Raw genomic sequence first — 21,862 nt, forward strand, 5'->3', positions numbered from 1 at the left:
CCCCGGTTGTCCGGGGTAAATAGTTGGACCAAATTGGTGGCAACCACGGCAGTGGTTGAACTCAATTGAGCAAAAAGTTCAACCGCATCCGCGGTTGCGAAACCTTTTACTGCCAAAATGACCCCGGACGACCGGGGCTATTCTAAATTCAACCGCATCCGCGGTTTGTCATCCCAATTTTTTGGGATGACTCATGTTCTCAACCTCCTCAACCCCAAACTTATCATTTATGAAAAACATACTTTTGGCGCTCTTTATACTCAGTCTCGGAGCCTCAAAAAACACAGCGCAAAGTACCCTGAGCCTGGACGACTGCATGCGCATTGCCTTGGAAAACAACCTGCAAATCAAAAACTCAGGGTATCAACTTGATTTGGCCGAAGTGTCACTGCGACAAATTCGGGCGCAACAAATGCCCGACCTAAGCCTGAGTTTTGGGCAAAACTTCAACTTTGGCCGCAGCATCGACGTCAATACCAACCAGCGGATTGATGAGGTTTTTCTCAGCAATGGTTATGGTTTGAACCTATCGGTACCCATTTTTAGTGGTTTCGGGCTAAAATACCAGGGCCAACAACAGAAGCAGGCCATTCAGGCGGGCATCAAAGATGTAGAAACCAGCAAAAATCTGATTCGCCGCAACATCATCACGTTTTACCTCAATGCCCTGGCCAATCAGGAGCTTTTCCGCGTAGCCCAGGAGCAAGCGAATGCTACCCGACAGCAAATCGAACTGGCGCAAAAAAGAGTAGCTGCGGGAGTAGCCAATGAAGTAGTGGTGTATGAACTCAGAGCTCAACTGGCCAATGAGGAATTCAATGCTGTCAGCGCCCGCAACAATGCCGAGTTGGCCAAGGTCAACCTCTTCCAACAAATGAACCAGCCAGTGGACATGAACGCCCAACTGGATGCCAACCTGATCCAAAGGGTCAACAGCCCCGCCGAAGCCATGGCTTCGGCAACACTTTTGCAAAAAGCAGAGGCTAGCCTTCCCGAAATACAAGGAGCTCAATTGCGTATTTTAAGCGCCCAAAAAGGGGTGGAAGCTGCTCGTTCCAATTTTTTCCCCAGCATCAATTTTCAGGGGAATTACGGTGCTTTTTTTACCAGCACCCGTACTGAAGCTTACTTTTCACAACTGGATGCTACCCGCAACGGAAGCATGAGCATCGGCTTGTACATGCCCTTGTTTCGGGGTGGTGCCCTCCAGCAACAGGTACAACGGGCTGTAATCAATGAAAACATTGCCGAGAACAATCTGGCTGATGTAAAAAACCAACTCCGTACCGAGATTGAACAGGCCGTACAAAACCACCGGGCGACCCAGGAGCAGTGGAAAGCAGCCGAACAACAAGTAGCTGCCCAAACGGAAAATGTACGTTTGTTTGAAAAACGTTTTTCCGCCGGAACGGCCAATACATCTGAGTACATTTTGGCAAAGAACAACCTGACCCAATCAAATGGCAACCTGATCTCAGCCAAATACCGCCACTTGATTTGGAAAATAATTTTGCAGTACTACGAGAACGGTAAGTTTTAAAAAGTTGAGGAGTTGAGGAGTTGAGAAAGTTGAAAATCTGTCGTTTGTGGTAACTTCACCTGCTCAACTCCCCAATTTTTTCAACTAAATCCTATTTTTTTTCATTTTTTTATTACCATTGATTATTCTGTTGAATCACATCCCTCCCAAAAAAGCCTGATATCTTTTTGTTCCTGGATAAATATTATTTCAAAAAATGCGTAAATGCCAGATATTTTTTCAGCTCGTCCAGCGTTTAGAAAATAAGAAAAAAAGCATTGGGCTTTGAAAATCAAAATAATAGCTCCTAAATTTGCCCTTGCAATTAAAATTATTGCACCCTTACATCACCTGCTTAGATCGCAACAAAGTCATTGATTCTTTCAACCACAAATACCAAATGACATGTTGAAGAAGGATTATTCCAAAACGAAAAAAGTTTGTAAAGTTACTTTCTCTTTGCCTACCACTGCTGTTCAGGACGGCGCTGAAGTTCGCGTATTGGGCGACTTCAATGGTTGGGCCTGGCAAAGCGGCCTGGTTATGAAGGCTGGCAAAACGGAGTACACTGCATCTACTGAATTGGCACTGGGTGCCAACTACGAATTCCGCTACGCGATCAACAACGAACGTTGGGAAAACGATTGGGCTGCCGACGCTTATGTACCTTCCCCCTTTGATGGCATCAACAACTCTTTGGTTTCTGTATCTGCTGTAGTTGACGGTGAATTAACCGGTAAAGCTGAAGGCGGCAAAAAAGTTAAAGCAACTGGCGCCCCTAAGGCTGAAAAGCCTGCTGCTGCTGCAAAGGAAGAAGCCCCAAAGGCTCCAGCCAAAGCTAAAGCTCCAGCTAAAACTACTACTACGCCGGCTGCCAAGGCAAAAACAGCCAAAGCACCTGCCAAGCCAAAAGCAAAGGAGACGCCTAAGAAATAGTGCTTATTTCCAGCATTTCTCCAACGCAGCATTACTTTATTTGGTAATGCTGCGTTTTTTTTTGCAGATCACTTCTCTTTTAGCATTACCTTGCTATTTTTGCTAGGGTATGAAACAAAGATTAGGTCAGGGTACAATCCAATTGTATTACCCCTCTCTTTTCATCCATTTTATACGATTCGCTTTTTCCATCAGTAACGACAGGCCCCGGTCTGTCGAAGCCTCCAATCTCTGCATGTATGAGTAAGGTAATCAACCACAGCCTTTTTACCGACTACGATATTTACCTGTTCAAGTCCGGTACTCATTTTCGGATTTACGAAAAAATGGGCAGCCATTTGATCGAAGTCGATGGCCAAAAAGGCGTATACTTTTCCGTGTGGGCCCCCAATGCTCAGTCCGTTTCGGTGATTGGCAACTTCAACTTTTGGAACACCCAGGAGCACCCGCTTTCCTCCCGTTGGGATGGTTCCGGCATTTGGGAGGGGTTTATTCCCGGACTGGAAAAAGGCACCCTTTACAAATACCACATCCACTCCCAAAACGGGCGACATGTGGAAAAAGGCGACCCCTATGCCTTGTTTTGGGAAGTACCTCCCAAAACGGCTTCCATTGTGTGGGACAATGACTACACCTGGCAGGACCAGGACTGGCTCAAACAGCGCCAGGATAAAGCAGGTAAACCCCAACCCTACTCCGTATATGAAGTACACCTGGGTACCTGGAAAAAAAATGGCAACGAATCCTTGAGCTACCGCGAACTGGCGGTAGATCTGGTGCAATACCTCCAAGAAATGAACTTCACTCACGTGGAGTTTCTGCCCGTGATGGAGCACCCCTACTTCCCTTCCTGGGGGTATCAGGTGACTGGGTATTTTGCTCCTACCAGCCGATTTGGCACACCACAAGACTTCATGTACCTGGTGGATAAATTGCACCAGGCGGGTATTGGTGTCATCCTGGACTGGGTTCCTTCACATTTCCCTACGGATGCCCACGGCCTGGCCGAATTTGATGGTACCCACCTATACGAGCACGAAGACCCACGCAAGGGTTTCCATCCGGACTGGAAAAGTGCGATCTACAATTTTGGCCGCAATGAGGTACGAAACTTCCTGGTCTCTAATGCCCTGTTTTGGCTCGATCGCTTCCACGCGGATGGTTTGCGGGTCGACGCAGTGGCCTCCATGCTTTACCTGGATTATTCCCGTGAAGAGGGCCAGTGGATACCCAACCCCCAAGGTGGCAAAGAAAACCTGGAAGCCATTTCTTTCTTGCGCGAATTCAATACGATGTCTTACCGGGAGTTTCCGGATGCCATCACCATTGCTGAAGAATCCACGGCCTGGACGGGGGTATCTCAACCTACCTATGCGGGCGGATTGGGCTTTGGCCAAAAATGGATGATGGGCTGGATGCACGATACTTTGGATTATTTCAAAAAGGACCCCATCCACCGCAAATACCACCACGGGGAGATCACTTTCAGTTTGATCTACGCCTTTACCGAAAACTTCATGTTGCCCCTCTCACACGACGAGGTGGTGCACGGCAAAGGCCCGCTGATCGACCGCATGCCCGGCGACGAGTGGCAACGTTTTGCCAACCTGCGCCTAATGTACGGCTACATGTATACACACCCGGGTACGAAGCTGCTCTTTATGGGTGGCGAGTTTGGCCAAACCAGTGAATGGAGCATCGAGCGGGGCCTGGAATGGTGGTTGCTCGAGTTTGGCCCGCACAAGGGCGTACAAGCCTGGGTACGCGACCTAAACAAGTTTTATTCCGATCACCCGGCGATGTATGAAAAACAGTTTCACCCTGAAGGTTTTGAATGGGTTGAGCACGGTGACTGGGAAAACAGTGTACTGGCTTACTTGCGCAAGGGTGAAAAAGCAGAGGAAAACTTGCTGGTCGTGTGCAATTTCACACCTACCACCCGCCAGGGCTTCCGCGTTGGGGTACCCGCTGCGGGCAAATGGAAAGAGGTACTCAGCAGTGATGCCAAAATCTACAACGGCACCGGAGATCACCTCAACGGCACCGTCAAAGCCGACAAACAGGAGTGGAATGGCCGGGAACACTCAATTGAGTTTACCTTGCCACCATTGGCAACGGTGATTTTTCAAAAGGTGTAAATTCGATAGAAAATAGAACGGCGTGGGTGGAACGGAAGGACTGCTCACGCCGTTTGTATTTGTGGGAATTTTGTCTTAGATTGGGATAAAATTACAATCCAAATTTTATGGAAGATTGGAGAACATTGATCTCGGTGAATCCTAATTAGATGCTCTTTTCCGACCTCCTCCTCGGCCTCGCCATCGGCGACGACTACGCCGCTGGCCTCGAATTCCAGGATCGCGACTGGATTCGCCAACATGTAGATTTCCCCCACATCGGGGGATATTCCTTTCCCTTTCATCGCCTAGCTTCGCTGAACAAATCAACGGTTTATGCGCACCACCAGCCTTCTTTTGCTACTCTTCATTTCCAGCCTGTCTGCTTTTGCCCAGCCCCAACGCAAGGCCATCATGGGTTTGTTGGGAAAAGAAAGCCCCATCGGCATTCTCGTCGACAGCATTTTGCCCAATACCACCCTGGCCAGTGCTGGTCTCAAAAAGGGGGACCTGCTCACCGAGCTCAACAACAAAGCCCTCAAAAAAATGGCCGATTACAACGCCCTTGCCAGCCTTGTGCGCAATGGCGACAAGGTCAATGTCCGTTTTCAGCGCGATGGGGCCAGTAATTTTAAAACCGTCACAGCTGTGATGCGACCATTTGAAAGTTCCCCCATTGCAGACATTCAATACGATTGGGTAAAATTCAAAGAGGGATACTTGCGGGCGATCACGCGCAAACCCAAGGGCAAAAGCAATCTGCCCTGCATCTTGCTCATCCCCGGCTACGGCTGTGGCAGCATCGAAAACTACAGCACCAGCTACAATGGCAAACTGATGAATGAGTGGCTAAAAAATGGCTATGCCGTGGTGACCATTGAAAAAAGTGGCCTTGGCGACAGTGATGGTTGTGCCCACTGCACCGAAGTAGACCTGGCCACCGACATCGAGAGTTTTGATGCGGGCTACCGTTACATGGAGCAATTGCCTTTTGTAGACAAATCCAATCTATTCATCTGGGGCCACAGCATGGGCGGCACCATTGCGCCCGAAGTGGCCAAGCGGCATACTCCTCGCGGCGTGATGGTTTTTGCTTGTGTATTCCGACCCTGGAGTGAATTTTTGCTCGAAATGCACCGGGTACAAAAGCCCTTGATGGAAAACCTGAGTTACCAGCAAACCGAAACCTTCGTGCGGCTAATCCAAAAGGTTTATTACGAGTTGTTTGTGCTCAAAAAAAATCCGACCCAACTCCATGAAGTTCCTGAATACAAGGCCATTGTTGAATCCGAACTCAATTACCAGCCTGGCAGCAACAACATGTGGGGCCGCCATTGGCGTTTTTGGCAACAACTCGATTCGGTCAATCTGGCCGAAAGTTGGCGGCAAACCAATTGCCCGGTTCTGATCCTGCACGGCGGCGCGGATTATGAGCAATGTAGCCTGGTAGAGCCCCTGATGATTCAAAAAACCGTCAACGAAGCTCATCCCAACACGGCCACCTGGGTGACCATTCCAGACCTGGATCATTTTATGATGAAAAGTAAAGATTGGACGGAGGCGTATCAAAACTTCAAAGCGCAGCAGTATACGAAGGGGAATTTTAATCCAAAAATTGCAGAGGAAACACTGAGTTGGTTGGGGAAAATTCTGAGGTGAACCTTTAGTGCCTTAGGTTTCTTAGGTGGTGAAAAAGAAAAGAATTTTGCGGAGCAAGATTTTCACCACCTAAGAAACCTAAGGCACCAAAGGGGCACCTAAGTTAGGTAGTCTAAAAGAACGAATCGATTTTACACATCTCAAGGCACTGCTCCCACAACTGCGCCCGATCCTCCTCGATGTACGTATACTTCGCCGAAGGTTTTGGCTTACACTTGTCCCAATACAAACCACTTTGGCCCTTGGCTTCTGGCGCGCTTGCACAAAAGATTTGGCAAAGCGCCCCCTCTGCCGGGCTTACCCCGCCGCTGCGGCGGATTTTCCAAGCCAGGGCGTGCAACCAATTGGTCCTTTTTACACCGATATCGGTTTTCACCAAGCCAGGCTGGATGGCATAGCTGGATACATTTTCTTCTTGCTTACGCTTATGTAATTCGGACACAAACATCACATTCGCCCCTTTGGACTGGGCATAAGCGCGCAAGCCGTGGTATTTGTTGGTCAGGTTCAGGTCGGCGTAATTGATTTTGAACTGAAAGTGAGAATCCGAAGCTACACAAACAATCCGGCCATCTTCGGCCTTGCGGATCGCAGGATACAACAGGTGGCTCATCAGCACATAGGCCAGGTGATTCACGGCAAACATGGTTTCCACCCCATCCTCAGTCAGGGAATGCTGTGAAATCCAGGTGCCTGCATTGTTCACCAATGTATCAATCACAGGGTGTTTATCCAAAATGAGTTTGCCCGTTTCCCGAATCGAAGCTTGTGAAGCCAAATCCACGGTCAACAACTCCAATTGATCGTTTTGGGTGGCTGCAAATATTTTATCCAGTGCTTCCTGGCCTTTGTCGGCGCTGCGGCTGAGCAAAATGACCCGGGCACCTTGGGTGGCCAAAGCCTTAGCCGTTTCGAATCCCAGGCCGGAATTTGCCCCCGTAACCACTGCTACTTTGTTCTTCATTGTATCCAAAAATTTGCGCGAAATTAACACGGATCAGGCTTCCAGCAATAAAATTTTTAGCGCTTCTTCGGTTTTACCTGCCTCAATCCAGGATTTGGCCAGTTGGTGCAGGGCTTCAGCGCCTTGTTGCAAAGCAGCCTGAACCTCGGTTTGAGTTCGCAAAGTAGCTATTTCCTCACTAGTTGGAAAAAATTCGAGATTCCCCAGGCGCCCAAGGTTGTTTCCCGTTAGGACGGTACTGTTGCGAATGGACGCAGGCAGGACATCTACACCAATGCCTTTGGTCAGCAGTGGTTTGGGAATTTCAAAAAGGGCATCGCCACTTGCCCGGCAATACCAGTTCCCCCCCATGCGGGCTACCAGGTCGAGCTTGGTCGTATCCAGCCGACCATTGGCATCCAGGTATTGCTCCTGCACATGAATGAGCAAAACCTGGCAAATAACCAGATTACCAGCACCGCCTTCGGAACCAGTAGGGATCACTTGTAGGACTTTACACTCAAAGGAAACCGGCGCCTCCCCTACCCGTGGAGGCTGGATCAAAGTGGAAGGCACCTGGGTGAATCCTGCCTTGATGAATTCGTTAACCCCTTTTTCGTATTCGGTACTGGCCAGAGACATCTGTTCCACCATGCTGTAATTCACCACATTGATGCTTACTTCGGCTACTTCCAGCACATTGTCCAGGGTATGTTTGGTGCTATTGCCACGCACCCGTCGTGAAGGCGAAAACACCAAAATCGGTGGATTGGTACTAAACATATTGAAAAAACTAAAAGGGCTGAGGTTGATTTGCCCTTCTTTATCCAAGGTACTGGCAAAAGCGATGGGCCGCGGTGCAACAGCCGCCTGAAGGTAACCCTGCAAATCAGGTATGCTGATGCTGTTCGGGTCAATGGTTTTGATGGACATCAATGCAATTTTTTGGAGTTATGTTGATTCTCAGCAAAATAACGCAGGAACACGAGTCATGCGTCAGACAAAGATCATAAATTATGCATTAGCCCTTGGTGATTTGTTTAACATACCTAGTAATCCGGCCCTGATTTTTTATACTAAAATTACTTTTTCAATTCTTCCTTTAAAGTCCAAATGTCATCCCGCAAACGCTCCATATCCAGCGGCAAAGTGCCATTGTAAATCCCCCGCAGACGCCTTTTGGTATCCACCAACAACACATGTTCGGTGTGTAAAAATTCGGTCGAATCCCGGTTGTACCCAATCTCCTCCTCAGCAAAATAACTCTGCCGCGCCAATTGGTAAATCTCGGCCCGCGAGCCAGTCAACAAGTGCCATTGTTTGGGGTTGATGTGCATGCGCTCGCCGTAATCCCGCAATTGAGCCACTGAGTCCACCCAAGGCATGACAGTATGGGAAAGCAATTTGACCCCCGGATCATTGGCAAAGGTTTCCTGGATCAATTGCAGGTTGCTGGTCATCTTGGGGCAAATGCTGGGGCAAACGGAAAAGAAAAAATTGGCGACGTAAATTTTACCGTCCAAATCCTGATTGGAGAGGGTATCGCCGAGTTGGTTGCACAAAGCAAAGGAGGCAATGCGATGGATGGTGTCACTGTTGAGGGCTGACTCAGTTAGCCAAAGTGGGTTAAAACTGGGGCTATTGTAGACGGGGAGCGTGCTGAGTGTCGGTTTTTGACAGGCAGTCAGGTAGCAACACAGAGTTATGGTGATGAATAAGAGTGATTTTGGCATGGTGATGGTTTTGAGGAGTTTGGAATTCCGCTTAATCCTGGAATTGATTAGACTTGAGGCGATTTGATTATCAAGCAATTAAATTAGCGCCTAGTAATTTGGCACAGAGATTTTTCGAGTTACGAGTTCCGAGTACATGAGTTTTGAGTTTTGAAGTGAAGTTTTGAATTTTGAAGTAAGCTACCGCTACGACTCAGCCAAGACGGAGTCAAAATCGCTGCGGTAGCTCACTTCAAAAATCGTAAGTCATGTACTCGGAACTCGTAACTCAAAAAAGAAAATCATCAATTACTTGATAATCGAATCGCCTCAAGTCTATTGAATTACTCGGGCTTCTCCTTGAACTCCCCCACCATTGCATCCCAAACCGTAGCACAGTTTTTCACCCCCGTCAATCCGTATTGACGCCCATTCCTCGCCACGTAATTGAGGCGCAACACTCCATTGTCGTACCAGGCCTGTTGTTGGCCGTCTTCTTGGCCTTGGGTATAATTAAAAATGCTGGCCAATTTTCCATTGGGATGCCAGGTGTAGGCCAGGCCCTGATGCAAATCGGCCTTGAAGTGGTAGACAAAGCTAGGTTTCCCATTTTCCCACCAACCGTAATGGATGCACTCCCGTTTGCCTTGTTTAAAAAAGCGCTTTTCCCGCAAGCGACCATTGGGGTGCCAGTAACGGGCCACTCCTTCTTCCTTTCCATGCCAAAAAGGGATCATTTCGGCGGTATCGCGAGGGCCGTATAGCGCGTAGCGATACCCGCTAAAGGGCTGACCATGCCAAAACAGTTGACCATTCTGACTACTCCAATTTTCGGCAGCAGCATTCATTCTTTGCGCTGGAATCTGGTGCTTGCCCAACTCACAGTTGCACAGCAAGAGCGCAAGCACCATTCCAAGCACATATTGTTCAAAGCTTGTTTTCTGGTTTACCATCATCATTATCGACTAACCGTGCCTGGTGTGCCAAAAAAACCACTGCCATTCAAATAAGGCGCTTCATTGGTAAAATGGTAGTGGTAGATGCCCTTGGGAAATTCGGTGGTAGCGTGTTTGTGGCCGTGGTAACTATCGAGATCCGCATTGCTGACCGTTTTGCCATTTTCTTGCGGACCATAAACCGGGAAACCATCCAAGAGGAAGCCGAGGAGTGCATCCTTGCCTACTTTACCCGTCAGGTACATCGGCTCCACGTGGTAGTGGTACTCATTGCCGGGCGCAGGGTGGCCATTGTGCTGGTCAAAAGAGTTGATCTCATTGGTCAGGGGCTGATTGGGCCCGGCATACTGGTTGAACAACACCACACCATTAAGCGATATGCCAATTGAGCCCAGGGGGGTAGCCGATTTTGAACTGGCTTCCTGCGGATTCACCGGAAAACGAAAGGTCAGATTCTTTTCGGAAATGCGGTTGGGGTTGATGGCGAATTGGGGGTTGCTGCCCGTGTATGCCTCGTATTTGGTGCTTTCCCAGGCCGTTCCTTTGAAATAAGGGCTTTTGTGATCCGGGAAATCTTTGGTTTTTACCACCACAAAATTGCCATCCAGGTACACATCAGTAGCCCCGTAGATTTTTTTGTAGATCGTGAGCATTTCACTGCTGCTGGGGTTGACGTTGTTGCCCGTAGTGTCAATTGGGCTGGTGCTATCACCATCTGCTTTTTGGCAAGCAATACTGATCGACAAAAAGGCTATCAACAGGGAAAGCAGGGATAATTTGAAAGGAATCTTGTTCATTGGATGGTTCATTGTGTGATGAAATGAAAAAAAGAGTTAAGTAGCGGTCTATCGATGCTCCTTTCTTTTAGGTCGATGAGGCCGTTGGGCTGCCATTTTGCGAATGACTTCTTGAATAATTTGGTCAAATCGCTGTTTTTGCTCCGTATCGCCCAGCCTACGCACCGCCTGAAAATGTTGGAAGGTGATCAACTCCGCTTCGCCCTCCAATTGGCGCAAACCAGCCAGTGCAGCAGTATCATTTTGGGCAATTCCGGCAAAAAGGGCCTGGCGCAATTCGACGCGCTCGGCTTCAACTGCCTGCATTTTGCTGCGGTGCTGTTTGATCAACTGTTGGTATTCATCCCTTTGAGCCGGGCTGAACTTCAGCTCATGCATCAGGAATTCCGCCGCAGCCGAGGGCCGATTGGGCCGATCGTGGGGGCGGTTTATACGCAGGAGTAAACCCAGCGAAACGACATTGAGTACAAACAAAAGCAAGAGGGCTCCGCCCATTATTTTGATGGCATTCATGTTTAATAATTGAGTGGTGATGCAAAATACAGGCGGGAAAACTGCTCCACTTTTTGCATTTCCTGCTGTTTGAAACCTACATTGAACCAGACCGCACAATTGAGCAGCAACATTAGCACCGCAGCAGCAACCATTTGAATGGCCATGCGCCGAACCTGCAGGTGTTGCACTTGTCGCGCCGCACGGGTGGCCTGGATGCGGGCTTCGATTTTTTGCAGCAAAGCCTCATCCGCCTTGGCTCTTTGCAGGCCTTCCAGGCTTTGCAATGCAGCCTCTATTGGATCAGGATGTTTGGATTCGTCCATCAGGCAATGTATTAATCGTTCTCGTAAAAGTTTTTGAGCAATTCCCGTAATTTCTGTCTGGCTCGTACCAAAAGTGACTCAACCGCCGGAGTACTGATCTCCAAAACCTGGGCGATTTCAGCATAGCTGAGCTGCTCTATTTTGGCCAGTACAAAGGCACTTTGTTGGTTTTCCGGCAATTTTGCAATGGCTTTGAACAAAGCGACGCTGGATTCCTGCCGTTCAAGTAGCACCCCTGGGTGAATAAAATCGGGTAGATCCAGGTTTTTTTCTTCCTGCTCCGTTTGCCGCCAAAGCGACAAGGTGATGCCAAAACGTTTTTGCGCTTTACGGGCCTTGATCCGATCCAAGGCCTTATTCACTGTGATGCGGTACAACCAGGTGTGCATGCTCGACTGCCCCCGGAAACTGCCGATGGCCTCGTACGCGGCCACAAACACATCCTGGGTCAACTCTTCGGCTTCTTCCCAATTTTGCAACAAAGACAAAGCGGTATTGAACACCCGGTCTTTGTGGGTGTAAAAGTAGTCCTGGAAAGTACTGCTGCCTTCCTGAGAACTGTGGATATGTGCTTTGGCTTTGGTCAAAAGTTGGTGTTTAGGGGTTAGACGAGAAGGTTCTAAAAAACCTGCGCGACTTGGTATTATTTTTTATTGAGAAAAGCTAAAACCTCGTCAACGCTGGGGTTGAAGCTGATGATTTTTCGGTTTTGGTCGATGAGGATGTCCAGTGGAACGGCATTAAGGTGATAGTTTTCCCATAATCCATCCCTGTCGATGCTTTCATCGCTGACCCAAAAACCTTGTTGCCAGGGCAATGGACTTTTACGAACGTATTTTTGCCAATCGCTAAAGTAGTCCTCTCTGGCAATACTGAGCAACACTATTTTATCTTTTAACTCCTCATATTGAGCAAGATAGGCCTGATCATTTAATAAACAAGCTCTGCACCAACTGTTGCCAAACCTCAAAAGGATGGGTTTCCCTGACCATTCATCGCTGCGGTGGCTGATTTTGGAAGTGTCAACAAAACTAAGTTCGAGCATGGTTCTACCCGGCCAGAGTCGATTGTTCAGTTTTTTATAGGTGTATGAATTTTCCTTCACATCCGCAGGTACAGATTCAAGGGATTGCCAGACGTGTGGAAATTTTTTCCAACTGTATTCATTGGTAAAAAGGGTATAACGCATAAAACCTATACACTCGATGGCCAAAACCGGGTCTTTGATGAAAAGGGTATCCAGGTACTTAAAAATCTCCCGATCGATAGAGTCCCTTTTTTCTTCTCCAAAATCATATTTCCGGTGGTTGAGACCGTTCGTTTTTTCCAGTAGGTCATTCAGGTAATTTTTGCGCTCGACATTGCCTTTGATGAATTCCACTCTTCCGCCTTTGTTGTTGCCAGTGATTGATACCACATCATCGGGGTCGAGTAGCATATAAACCCCTCTTCCATAACCATCTTTTGCTACCCAAATCAGATCAAAAGACTTCTCATAAGGGCTAATGCTTAGAGTAGCACTAAAGTAGCCCTTTTCATCTAGTTGAAAGCTATCTCGTCGATCCCAACAGCTGCGGAAATGAATGAATCTGGTCTTAGCATTGGTAATGCGGCCACTGATGGTCAGGGCCAAGCCCATATTGGTAACTGCGAACAACAGTACCAGTCCGGCCAGCACCGTTTTGAGGAGGAGCGTTTTTTTCATTAGCGGGTTTTAGTGATGAGACGACAAATCACCACAAACCCTGCGCTGCGCCCGGCATTTTTTACCACAATTTCCAGCCCAACACCAATGCAACTTTTGAAAAATCTGACTCCAAAAAAGGATACAACCTCAACAAATCCTTCTTTTCGTACCAGCGCAATTCAGCGCTGAATTTTTTGTAACTCATCCCGGCCCCGCCCGCAAATACATTGCCCCCGCTGAGTTCGTACTGGCGGCCATCAATCCGGTTCATGGCCGACTTGAAGCCCAGTTCAAAAGCGTAGGCCGCACTCAATGAAAAGCGCAAATCTTCGGTGATGAAAAAGTAATGCCGCAGCCCTGCCGGAATTTCCAGGGCTCGGTAATTGATCGAGGTCAGGTCGTTGCGAATGGATTCGGTGGCGAAAAAACTTTGCAGGTTGGGTTCCACAAAAAAGGCCCACTTGCTTTTGTTGAAAGGCAGTACAAACTCCAGGTCCAGCCCGAGCCGGGGTGCCGCTCTTTGAGAAAAACCATCCACCCCTGTAAAAACAAAATCGGAAAAGCTCAGGCCGGTGGTCACCCGTAAATTGAACAAGTCGCGTTTGATTTTCCCATCGTAGTTCGTAAAACTTAGTCCCTGGCACTGGTGGTAAGCGATCAGGTATTTTACCAATTCGGACTTGTAATATTTCAATTCCTGCAACACTTCCGGGCGAGCTTGAGCACATTTGGCTACGGCCAATTGTTCCCGAAACTCCACATTGCTGGCAATGGTGTTTTGGTCTACAATGTATTTTTTGTACACCAATTGGCGAATGCCTTGGCCAGGGGTTTGGAAGAAAAAAAGATTGAGGTCGCCATCGGAATACTGGTACAAAGACACTGTGCCTTCAATCAACACTTTCAAAAAAAGCTCTTCGCTGTGAAAAACGGCATTGCCGAAATAATCCATCTTGCCGATGTCGCCACTACTGCGGTCAATGTCCACTTTGGCGCGGATGTATTTGGAAAAATTGTACACGCCGAATTCCTGGACATTTTCAATGGATGCGGAGTGGGTCCGCTCGGTGTCTGTTTTGCGGTATACAAAGGAATTGGGGTTGTCGTTCCAATCTGAATTCTTGATCAGACATTCGGTTTTGTTGCCCTGGTTGTCGATGAAATAAGCCCGTTCAAAACGAATTTGAGCAGTTAGGTTTAGCCCAAAAAAACACAGGAATAGCGCAATTAAGTCGGTTTTCATGATGCAGGTTTATCCATTGAATTGATCAAAAATTGAATAAAAATAAGCCAAAAGAGTTCAAAAGCCAAGGGCTACCCTTTGCACTCAGGGAATGAAAATCCTTTCTGTCACCCCGTGAATGCCTTTCTGAATGTGTACAAAATGGATGCCACCAGGTGCATGCGCCAAAGGAATCTGCAAGCGCTGCCCCTGCGTTTTGGCCTCGGCCAACACTGCACCATAACTGTTCAACACCTGAGCTTGTACCTGCGAACCTTCCGGAGCAGTCGCCTGGTCTATTTCCACATACAAGATCCGCGCCGAACTGTCGAAATTGATTTTTTGCCACTGCTTGTCAATGCCTCGGTCGCCTACCTTTGTCAAAGGACTGCCACTGACCAAACGATCCGACAAATCATTGAGGTAACATTCCAGGTTGGTATAGCCAGCCAGTCCTGTGAATTTGATCGACAGCTGGGTGCCATTGTGGTCCTTCACATTGGGGTTCAAACCTTGGGCGGTTTCCCAAGAATCGGGCATGCCATCGCTATCCGTATCTTTTGGCGCAGTCGGAGCCGTTGTAAAATCCAGTCGGAAAGCATCCTGGTAATAATCGCGGCCATCAATAGGGCGGCTGTCAATAACATTGTCCAGCAGGGGTTGCAGCAAGCGACGGTTCATCGGATCGCGGCGGCGGGTACTGTGAGGGTTAAAAGCGCCTACGGTGCTGCGCAAATTGGCCAGCAAATCGACTGTGGCCGTATAGGTAATTGTGGGGTAAGGAAAACGGGTGCTGCGACGAACGGCCTTGCCCAATTCCCGATTGGGATGATTGGGCGCCGTGCAAAAATCGTTGCAGCAGTAAAACAGGTCATAGTCGGCATAATTGGGAAACCTGCTCAGTTTATTGCCGCTGACAAACAGCTCATTGTTGGAAAAACCCAGCATCAGGTCGCGAAACATGCCATGGCACATGTTGCTGCGTACCACCGAGAGGTTGTTGACAAAATTGGGCAAAAGGCGCATCCCCGGCGCTTCCTGATTTGAGGTATAAAAACCGGAGTTGTAATACATCTCGATTTGTTGATCCCACAGCAAGTTATTCGACAGCTCGATCCTCAGCGGATGTTGCAGGCAGGACATGTCATTCGGCGCCTCGCCACTTTGTTCACAACTCATTTCCGGCATTCGCCCGCCGATGCGGTTCCAGATGTTGTGGTGGATGCTGATGCTGTCTTTGCGGTGCCCGTTGGCCGAATAATTGAGCAACATCCCACCAAATTCGTAGTGGTCCCCCAGCGTTTCTGCCAACTGACAATATTGAATGCTGAGGTTGTTGCTGCGAGAAATTTGAATGGCCTCGTCGGTGGCATTGGCAAAAGAGCAATGGTCGATGACAACCCGACTTGCTGCATCCAGGCGCAGGGCATCGTCGGCTACCCAGCCGCTGCCTGGCCGGATTTGTTCGGTGGCCGGGCGTGAATTGAGGTGACGGATGATGATGTTTTTGGCCCCATTGTTGGGCTCGTACCAGTCGTCGATGATGATTCCCCGCACGATGATGCCGCCCGGTGAACTTTGGCCAGCAATGTAGCAGTCGCCCCAAATGAGCTCCGCCGCGCAGTCGATAATACCACTCACCTTAAACAAGATGTACTTCGGGCCGGGTGTTGCCAAGGCTGCGTTGAGCGATCCAGGGCCTTCACAATTGAGCGTGGTCACATAAATGACCTGCCCACCGCGTCCGCCACTTGTGTTCAATGCTCCAAATCCTTGAGCTCCGGGGAAAGCCGGGATTTGACCCCAGAGGCCAATTTGTACATAGCAGTAAAAACAAAGAAAGGCCAGTATATTTTTCATAAGCTCTGGGTAGGTTTGAGGTGTTTGCAATAAAGATTTAAAGTACTGAAATAACGTAAAAAAGAGCAAAGCCCGACAAAAAAATCTTTAGATTTGATACCATAAAACATATAGCTATGCCAGATTTTGACGCCATCGTCATTGGGTCAGGGATCAGTGGTGGCTGGGCAGCCAAAGAGTTGTGTGAAAAGGGCCTCAAAACCCTGGTGCTGGAGCGTGGCCGCAACATCGAGCACATCAGCGACTACCCAACTGCCTTCACCGAACCCTGGGAGTTCAAACACCGCAACACCCATCCGCGCCAATACAAGCAGGAAAATCCACTCATCAGTAAGGCGGCGGGTTACAATGAAGATACGGCTCATTTTTTCATTGAGGACAAGGATCATCCCTACATACAGGAAAAACCTTTCGACTGGATTCGAGGGTATCAGGTGGGTGGCAAATCCCTGATTTGGGGGCGGGCCTGTCAGCGTTGGAGCGAATACGAATTTAAAGCACCAGCCCAGTTTGGTTACGGCATCGACTGGCCGATTCGATACCCCGACGTGGCCCCCTGGTACAGCCATGTAGAAAAATTCATTGGTGTTTGTGGCCACAAAGATGGAATCAAGTCCATGCCCGATGGGGAGTTTTTGCCCCCGATCGAATTGAACTGCGTGGAAAAAGTATTGCAGGAAAAATTTCTCCAGCACTACAAAAACCGCTACCTGGTGCAAGGCCGTTGGGCCCAGCTCACCGAACCCAAGGAAATACACCTCGAACAAGGCCGGGGTCGCTGCCAGCGCCGCAACCTCTGTATGCGCGGCTGCCCTTATGGTGGCTACTTCAGCTCGGTCACCAGTACGTTGCCCTGGGCCAAAAAGACGGGCAACCTGACCATTCGGCCTGATTCGGTGGTTCACTCCATTCTTTATGATGAAAAATCGGGCAAAGCCAGCGGCGTCAGGGTGATTGATGCCAATACCAAAGAAGTGATTGAATACAAAGCCCGAATCATTTTTGTCAATGCCTCGGCACTGAACAGCAATTTGATTTTACTGAACTCCCAAAGCAATCGTTTCCCCAATGGCCTGGGCAACGACAATGGTTTGTTGGGCAAATACATCGGATTCCACATTTACCGGGGCTCTGCTCATGGCGAGATGCCGGGCTATGAAGACAAATACGTGTACGGCAAAAATCCGGTGGAATGTATCCTGGCCAATTTCCGCAACCTCGGCAAACAAGACACTGACTTCCTGGGTGGCTATACCACTTTTATGGGGGCTTACCGCGCCCGACGCGATGCCGCGGAAGGCATTGGGGCCGACTACAAAAAAGCACTTTCCGAACCCCGGGGCTGGGAAGTGTACATGTACATGCAAGGGGAATCCATGCCCAACGAAAACAACCACGTGCGGCTGAGCACCGATCAAAAAGACCAATGGGGCATTCCACTACTCGTCACCTCGGTGGGTTATGACGACAACGCGGAAAAAATGGTAGCTGACTTTTTGACCCAAAGCCGCGAAATGCTCGAGGTGGCGGGTTGCCAAAACATCAGCACCCACGACAACAAACAAGCTCCCGGCCTGGACATTCACGAAATGGGTGGGGTACGCATGGGCCGCGACCCCAAAACCTCCTTACTGAATGAATGGAACCAGCTGCACCACTGCAAAAACGTCTTTGTGACCGACGGCGCGTGTATGACCAGTACGGGCAACCAGAGCCCCTCTATTTTGTACATGGCGCTGACCGCACGGGCTGCCAATCATGCGGTAGCGGAATTGAAAGCAGGAAATTTATAGGTTGAGGAGGTTGAGAGGGTTGAGAAGGTTTAGGCTCCGCGAGCGACTTAGACAAGCACTTTGTCAAAATCGCTCGCGGAGCCTAAACCTTCTCAACCTCCTCAACCTCCTCAACCCTCTCAACCTTCTCAACTCCTCAACTTATCCCTATGGATCGCAGACAAGCACTCTACCAAACCTCCCTCCTACTCGGCGGAACCTTCATTGGCGCGGAAGCCATCCTGAGTGGTTGCGCCCCGCGTAATCAATCATCCGCTAAAAGTGCCCTGTTTCAAGCGGGTGACGAAGCGCTGTTGGACGGCATCGCCGACACCATCCTGCCCGACACCACCGGTTCGCCTGGCGCAAAACAAGCCGGAGCGGGTGCATTTATGATGCTCATTGTGGAAGATTGTTATGCGGAAGAGCAGCAAAAAATCTTTGTGGAAGGTTTGAAAAAAATCCTGGCGGAGAGCCAAACCCAATTCAACAACAGTTTCAATGCCTTGAATGCAGTACAACGACATGAACTCCTTACTGCCATGGATAAAACTGCTGCTGCCTACGAAAGCAGTAAAGCAAACGATGCTCCGCCGCATCCTTTCAGCTTGATCAAACAACTGGCCACTTTTGCGTATTTCAGTTCGGAAATTGGGATGACCAAGGCTTTGCGTTACAACCCCATTCCAGGGAGATTTGATGGTTGTGTGGAGTATAAAGTGGGGGAAAAAGCTTGGGCGTAATTTGCGCTACCAACTGAGGTGCCCCTTTGGTGCCTTAGAAATTGGGACTCATTTCTCCTTCCGCAAAGCCTTCAAGAAACCCCGCACCTCCCGTTCCGCCAAAAACCGATGGTACAAATTCCCAAAAAGGATACACAAAATCCCGATCACAAAAATCGAGTTGCGGGACATCTCCACCATTTTGGCATGCATTTCATAAAATGGCCTTACGAGCAATACCTCTATCGCAATCACAAAGGCGGTGAGCAGGAACAAAAATACCGCCACCGCGTGAGCATTGCTGCGGATTTGCGGGTAATGGGTACGCAGGCATTTTTTCAAAAACAAAATGGCGCCCTGGTCTTCCCGATCCATGCGCAACAGCTCGGCCAATACGTGCTCCGCTTTTTGAAACTGCCCGGTATGGTACAAGGAGGCCGCTTTGCGGAACAACATCCGCCGAAAAAGATCCTCTCCCTTGTATTCCACTATATTGTTCATGATCGAGGTTTCAATCACCACATCTACCATCAACAAATGTTCGCGGTAGGCCCCCACCTCAAACAAGGCCGTAACGTAGGTCGCCAACACCTCGAAATATTCCTCAAAATCCAGTTCGCGAATCTCCTTTTCATTTTCTTCAAAAAAACGAATCTGCTCCTGGAAAGCCGTTTCATCCAGGCTCATAAAAGTGCGGTAAATTTTGGAATAATACGTTGGCTTATACATGGCTGCGTTAGGTTTCAAGAGACAGACATAATGTCCAAAGCATAAAGTACGGGTTTACTGGGGCTGACGTCTAGTTCCAGGGACGCGATCTGAATGTTGAGCAGATAATCGCCATCCGGTATTTCCGAAGGCACATAAATCAACTCGGTAATGGTACACGCACTCCGCGGAGCATCGGGGTATTGCCAAAAAGCTTTGTGCCCCAATAAAGCCCCCGCGTCCTCTTCCCGATCCACCGAAGGCAAATCCAGGAGTAGGTGTTGTACCCCACGATCCACCAAAAAAGCAATGGCTTCGTGGTGCACATACGGCGGATTGCTGCCAGAATAATTTTGCCGCAATTTGTACTCATCGTTGGGCAAAGTGCGGATTACCAGCGCTTCTGGCACATGGGTAACAAACAAATCTTCCAATTGTTGCCGCAAAATGACCCGATCACCATTGTCCAGCCGCTGTGGCCAAACGCTAATCAATTTGGCAAAAAAATGAAAGCGGCGCAAGCACTGGTGGATGGTATATTTTTCGCTAGCAATATGCCCTACACACTCGGTATGGGTACCATTGCCGTGGGGGTTGATTTTGAGGTTGTAAAAATTGACCGCCCCGCCCCGATTGGTATCGCCGATGAAGCCAAATTCGGGTGCTTCTACGGGCCAGAACTCCGGATAAGGGGCATAAAAACAGTTGGCATTGCCCTCGCCAGCCACCAGCGGCATGCTGATGTCGAGCGGAGCAGCCAGGTCAATGGAGCGAGTTTGGCCTAAAAAATGTACACGTACTTGCATGGTTTGTTTTTTCATCGCACCTGAATCTGGAACAGCACTACCACTCACAGGTTTTTATGCAACGTTAAAAAAATTTTAATTATCAATCGACTGATATTGTTTAACTTTTCGCCCTCGTTGAAAAACATATTCATTAAGTACGAGTCTGAAAACAATCCCTTGCTCATGAATTTTTTGAAAAATAGCCTATTGCTTTGTTTGTCCCTTTTGGTGTACGGATGCGCCCAGGCGCAACCCAAGGACATGGATGAAAAAGTGGCCTATGTAGAGCGTTATCGCCTTCTGGCCGTAGAGGAAATGGAGCGCACCGGCATCCCCGCCAGCATCAAATTGGGGCAGGGTCTGCTGGAGTCGCGTTGGGGCACCAGTGATTTGTCGCGCCTGGCCAACAACCATTTTGGCATCAAATGTGGCAAAGACTGGAATGGCGAAGGTTATTACAAAGAAGACGATGACCTCAACGACAAAGGGGAACTCATTAAGTCCTGCTTCCGCGTTTATGGTAGCGCCGAGCAGTGTTACCGCGACCATTCGGCTTTCCTGATGAATCCGGCCAAAAAAGAGCGTTATGGCCCCTTGTTTGAACTCAAACGTACCGATTATAAAGGCTGGGCAGAGGGTTTGAAAAAAGGAGGCTACGCCACCGACCCTGGCTACCCCAGCAAACTGATCAAATTGATTGAAGACCTGGACTTGCACCGTTACGACGAAATTACCTACCAGGACTTATTGTCCGAAATAGGCACTTTACCCACCCTTACCCAGCCTGATTCACCTGAAAAAATCAAGCCAGTTTTGGTGGTAGGGGTACCCCAATCGACCAACGATGTGAAGTTCATCATAGCTGGCGCCGGGCAAACGGTTAAAGACATTGCCTCCAAGCAATTTGTATCCCCCAAGTCCCTGATGCACCACAACCCCCATATCAGTGGTGCTGACGAGCCACTCAAAGCAGGTACCCGGGTGTTTTTGCAGTCCAAGCCCAAGGCCTGGCGTGGTCAGGAAACCTACCACAAGGTGCGCAAAGGAGAAGGGATGATAGACATTTCGGTGTTGTATGCCATCGACCTGGACAAACTCTACACCCGCAACAAAATGAGCCACGGCCAGGAGCCTGCTGAAAATGCCCAGATCAAAATCCGCGGTGGAAAAGTCAAGAAGCAGCCAAAACTGAAAAGCGACCAGCCCGATAAAAAACCAACCCCCATGCCTACGGTGCCCCAAACGAGCACACCTGGCAACATGACCACTACTGCAACATCTACTATTCCTCCAACCACTACAAGTACCGGAACCAAAAGTGAAGTGCCACCAAGCAAGGCCCCCACTACCCATGTGAATACGACCACGGTTGGGGCATCAAACAACAAAGTCAATCCGGTCAATTCTGGCGGAAATGATCCTTTTGGCAAGTCCAACCCGGTGCCAAATTCGGGTACCCAAAGCACAAGTGCCGCTGGCTCCGTTGTTGCTCCACAATACCACCTGGTGATGGAGGGCGACACCCTGGAAAGTTTGGCACAAAAGTTCAAAACCTCCATCGATGGTTTGAAAAAACTCAACAATTTGAGTACAGACGAATGTAAGGTGGGATCTAAAATTCGGGTGAAGTAAAATAGTCTAGCTTT

20 protein-coding genes are annotated in these 21,862 nt (G+C 48.9%); 7 read left to right on the plus strand and 13 right to left on the minus strand.

What is annotated here, in order from left to right:
* The first annotated feature begins 229 nt into the window (after window positions 1-229).
* The 4 genes from SFV55_RS05315 (at window position 230) to SFV55_RS05330 (ending at window position 6,231) form a co-directional block, all read left to right on the plus strand.
* Entirely contained in the window at window positions 230-1,540 is a 1,311-nt protein-coding gene (locus SFV55_RS05315) for a TolC family protein (RefSeq protein WP_320028432.1), read from the plus strand.
* A 384-nt stretch (window positions 1,541-1,924) separates the two neighbouring features.
* Window positions 1,925-2,455: an isoamylase early set domain-containing protein gene (locus tag SFV55_RS05320; RefSeq protein WP_320028433.1), complete on the plus strand. Its 531-nt coding sequence runs from the start codon at window positions 1,925-1,927 to the stop codon at window positions 2,453-2,455.
* 239 nt (window positions 2,456-2,694) lie between these two features.
* On the plus strand, window positions 2,695-4,593 hold the full coding sequence (glgB, locus tag SFV55_RS05325) for a 1,4-alpha-glucan branching protein GlgB (protein WP_320028434.1): 1,899 nt from the start codon (window positions 2,695-2,697) through the stop codon (window positions 4,591-4,593).
* A 315-nt stretch (window positions 4,594-4,908) separates the two neighbouring features.
* Window positions 4,909-6,231, plus strand: a complete 1,323-nt coding sequence (locus SFV55_RS05330; protein ID WP_320028435.1) for an alpha/beta fold hydrolase — start codon at window positions 4,909-4,911, stop codon at window positions 6,229-6,231.
* 112 nt (window positions 6,232-6,343) lie between these two features.
* Here SFV55_RS05330 and SFV55_RS05335 read toward each other — a convergent pair whose 3' ends face one another.
* The 11 genes from SFV55_RS05335 to SFV55_RS05385 form a co-directional block, all read right to left on the minus strand.
* A complete protein-coding gene (locus tag SFV55_RS05335; RefSeq protein ID WP_320028436.1) occupies window positions 6,344-7,195 on the minus strand; it encodes an SDR family oxidoreductase in 852 nt (283 codons plus the stop codon).
* A gap of 33 nt (window positions 7,196-7,228) precedes the next feature.
* A complete protein-coding gene (locus SFV55_RS05340; protein WP_320028437.1) occupies window positions 7,229-8,107 on the minus strand; it encodes a flavin reductase family protein in 879 nt (292 codons plus the stop codon).
* A 149-nt stretch (window positions 8,108-8,256) separates the two neighbouring features.
* A complete protein-coding gene (locus tag SFV55_RS05345; RefSeq protein ID WP_320028438.1) occupies window positions 8,257-8,907 on the minus strand; it encodes an SCO family protein in 651 nt (216 codons plus the stop codon).
* Window positions 8,908-9,230: 323 nt separating this feature from the next.
* Window positions 9,231-9,797, minus strand: a complete 567-nt coding sequence (locus SFV55_RS05350; RefSeq protein WP_320028439.1) for a hypothetical protein — start codon at window positions 9,795-9,797, stop codon at window positions 9,231-9,233.
* Window positions 9,798-9,844: 47 nt separating this feature from the next.
* Window positions 9,845-10,639 (minus strand): YHYH protein, encoded by a 795-nt coding sequence (locus SFV55_RS05355; protein WP_320028440.1) that lies wholly within the window; start codon window positions 10,637-10,639, stop codon window positions 9,845-9,847.
* Window positions 10,640-10,687: 48 nt separating this feature from the next.
* A complete protein-coding gene (locus SFV55_RS05360; protein ID WP_320028441.1) occupies window positions 10,688-11,152 on the minus strand; it encodes a hypothetical protein in 465 nt (154 codons plus the stop codon).
* A 2-nt stretch (window positions 11,153-11,154) separates the two neighbouring features.
* Window positions 11,155-11,457: a hypothetical protein gene (locus SFV55_RS05365; protein WP_320028442.1), complete on the minus strand. Its 303-nt coding sequence runs from the start codon at window positions 11,455-11,457 to the stop codon at window positions 11,155-11,157.
* Window positions 11,458-11,468: 11 nt separating this feature from the next.
* A complete protein-coding gene (locus SFV55_RS05370; protein ID WP_320028443.1) occupies window positions 11,469-12,044 on the minus strand; it encodes an RNA polymerase sigma factor in 576 nt (191 codons plus the stop codon).
* Window positions 12,045-12,100: 56 nt separating this feature from the next.
* Window positions 12,101-13,162, minus strand: a complete 1,062-nt coding sequence (locus SFV55_RS05375; RefSeq protein ID WP_320028444.1) for a thioredoxin family protein — start codon at window positions 13,160-13,162, stop codon at window positions 12,101-12,103.
* 61 nt (window positions 13,163-13,223) lie between these two features.
* The gene (locus tag SFV55_RS05380) at window positions 13,224-14,387 is read right to left on the minus strand and encodes a hypothetical protein (RefSeq protein WP_320028445.1); all 1,164 of its coding nucleotides are present in this window, start codon (window positions 14,385-14,387) and stop codon (window positions 13,224-13,226) included.
* 84 nt (window positions 14,388-14,471) lie between these two features.
* Entirely contained in the window at window positions 14,472-16,226 is a 1,755-nt protein-coding gene (locus SFV55_RS05385) for a hypothetical protein (RefSeq protein WP_320028446.1), read from the minus strand.
* A 116-nt stretch (window positions 16,227-16,342) separates the two neighbouring features.
* On the opposite strand from SFV55_RS05385, the gene SFV55_RS05390 reads away from it, so the two are divergent.
* The gene (locus SFV55_RS05390; protein ID WP_320028447.1) at window positions 16,343-18,019 is read left to right on the plus strand and encodes a GMC family oxidoreductase; all 1,677 of its coding nucleotides are present in this window, start codon (window positions 16,343-16,345) and stop codon (window positions 18,017-18,019) included.
* 149 nt (window positions 18,020-18,168) lie between these two features.
* Entirely contained in the window at window positions 18,169-18,741 is a 573-nt protein-coding gene (locus tag SFV55_RS05395) for a gluconate 2-dehydrogenase subunit 3 family protein (protein ID WP_320028448.1), read from the plus strand.
* A 48-nt stretch (window positions 18,742-18,789) separates the two neighbouring features.
* Here SFV55_RS05395 and SFV55_RS05400 read toward each other — a convergent pair whose 3' ends face one another.
* Both SFV55_RS05400 and SFV55_RS05405 read right to left on the minus strand, forming a co-directional pair.
* On the minus strand, window positions 18,790-19,449 hold the full coding sequence (locus SFV55_RS05400) for a hypothetical protein (protein WP_320028449.1): 660 nt from the start codon (window positions 19,447-19,449) through the stop codon (window positions 18,790-18,792).
* Between the two features lie 14 nt (window positions 19,450-19,463).
* Window positions 19,464-20,234: a cyclase family protein gene (locus tag SFV55_RS05405; RefSeq protein ID WP_320028450.1), complete on the minus strand. Its 771-nt coding sequence runs from the start codon at window positions 20,232-20,234 to the stop codon at window positions 19,464-19,466.
* Window positions 20,235-20,399: 165 nt separating this feature from the next.
* Here SFV55_RS05405 and SFV55_RS05410 point away from each other — a divergent pair, with 165 nt between their 5' ends.
* On the plus strand, window positions 20,400-21,848 hold the full coding sequence (locus SFV55_RS05410; RefSeq protein WP_320028451.1) for a glucosaminidase domain-containing protein: 1,449 nt from the start codon (window positions 20,400-20,402) through the stop codon (window positions 21,846-21,848).
* Window positions 21,849-21,862: the final 14 nt, after the last annotated feature.

It is taken from the genome of Haliscomenobacter sp. (assembly GCF_033763495.1).
Taxonomy (GTDB): Bacteria; Bacteroidota; Bacteroidia; order Chitinophagales; family Saprospiraceae; genus Haliscomenobacter.

What these genes read in the sequence shown, in the direction of transcription:
- SFV55_RS05405 (WP_320028450.1), bottom strand. Translation starts at nt 20,234, where the DNA reads ATGCAAGTACGTGTACATTTTTTAGGCCAAACTCGCTCCATTGACCTG.
- SFV55_RS05315 (WP_320028432.1), top strand. Translation starts at nt 230, where the DNA reads ATGAAAAACATACTTTTGGCGCTCTTTATACTCAGTCTCGGAGCCTCA.
- SFV55_RS05320 (WP_320028433.1), top strand. Translation starts at nt 1,925, where the DNA reads ATGTTGAAGAAGGATTATTCCAAAACGAAAAAAGTTTGTAAAGTTACT.
- SFV55_RS05365 (WP_320028442.1), bottom strand. Translation starts at nt 11,457, where the DNA reads ATGGACGAATCCAAACATCCTGATCCAATAGAGGCTGCATTGCAAAGC.
- SFV55_RS05355 (WP_320028440.1), bottom strand. Translation starts at nt 10,639, where the DNA reads ATGAACAAGATTCCTTTCAAATTATCCCTGCTTTCCCTGTTGATAGCC.
- SFV55_RS05330 (WP_320028435.1), top strand. Translation starts at nt 4,909, where the DNA reads ATGCGCACCACCAGCCTTCTTTTGCTACTCTTCATTTCCAGCCTGTCT.
- SFV55_RS05390 (WP_320028447.1), top strand. Translation starts at nt 16,343, where the DNA reads ATGCCAGATTTTGACGCCATCGTCATTGGGTCAGGGATCAGTGGTGGC.
- SFV55_RS05340 (WP_320028437.1), bottom strand. Translation starts at nt 8,107, where the DNA reads ATGTCCATCAAAACCATTGACCCGAACAGCATCAGCATACCTGATTTG.
- SFV55_RS05385 (WP_320028446.1), bottom strand. Translation starts at nt 16,226, where the DNA reads ATGAAAAATATACTGGCCTTTCTTTGTTTTTACTGCTATGTACAAATT.
- SFV55_RS05375 (WP_320028444.1), bottom strand. Translation starts at nt 13,162, where the DNA reads ATGAAAAAAACGCTCCTCCTCAAAACGGTGCTGGCCGGACTGGTACTG.
- SFV55_RS05380 (WP_320028445.1), bottom strand. Translation starts at nt 14,387, where the DNA reads ATGAAAACCGACTTAATTGCGCTATTCCTGTGTTTTTTTGGGCTAAAC.
- SFV55_RS05335 (WP_320028436.1), bottom strand. Translation starts at nt 7,195, where the DNA reads ATGAAGAACAAAGTAGCAGTGGTTACGGGGGCAAATTCCGGCCTGGGA.
- SFV55_RS05350 (WP_320028439.1), bottom strand. Translation starts at nt 9,797, where the DNA reads ATGGTGCTTGCGCTCTTGCTGTGCAACTGTGAGTTGGGCAAGCACCAG.
- SFV55_RS05345 (WP_320028438.1), bottom strand. Translation starts at nt 8,907, where the DNA reads ATGCCAAAATCACTCTTATTCATCACCATAACTCTGTGTTGCTACCTG.
- SFV55_RS05400 (WP_320028449.1), bottom strand. Translation starts at nt 19,449, where the DNA reads ATGTATAAGCCAACGTATTATTCCAAAATTTACCGCACTTTTATGAGC.
- SFV55_RS05395 (WP_320028448.1), top strand. Translation starts at nt 18,169, where the DNA reads ATGGATCGCAGACAAGCACTCTACCAAACCTCCCTCCTACTCGGCGGA.
- glgB (WP_320028434.1), top strand. Translation starts at nt 2,695, where the DNA reads ATGAGTAAGGTAATCAACCACAGCCTTTTTACCGACTACGATATTTAC.
- SFV55_RS05360 (WP_320028441.1), bottom strand. Translation starts at nt 11,152, where the DNA reads ATGAATGCCATCAAAATAATGGGCGGAGCCCTCTTGCTTTTGTTTGTA.
- SFV55_RS05410 (WP_320028451.1), top strand. Translation starts at nt 20,400, where the DNA reads ATGAATTTTTTGAAAAATAGCCTATTGCTTTGTTTGTCCCTTTTGGTG.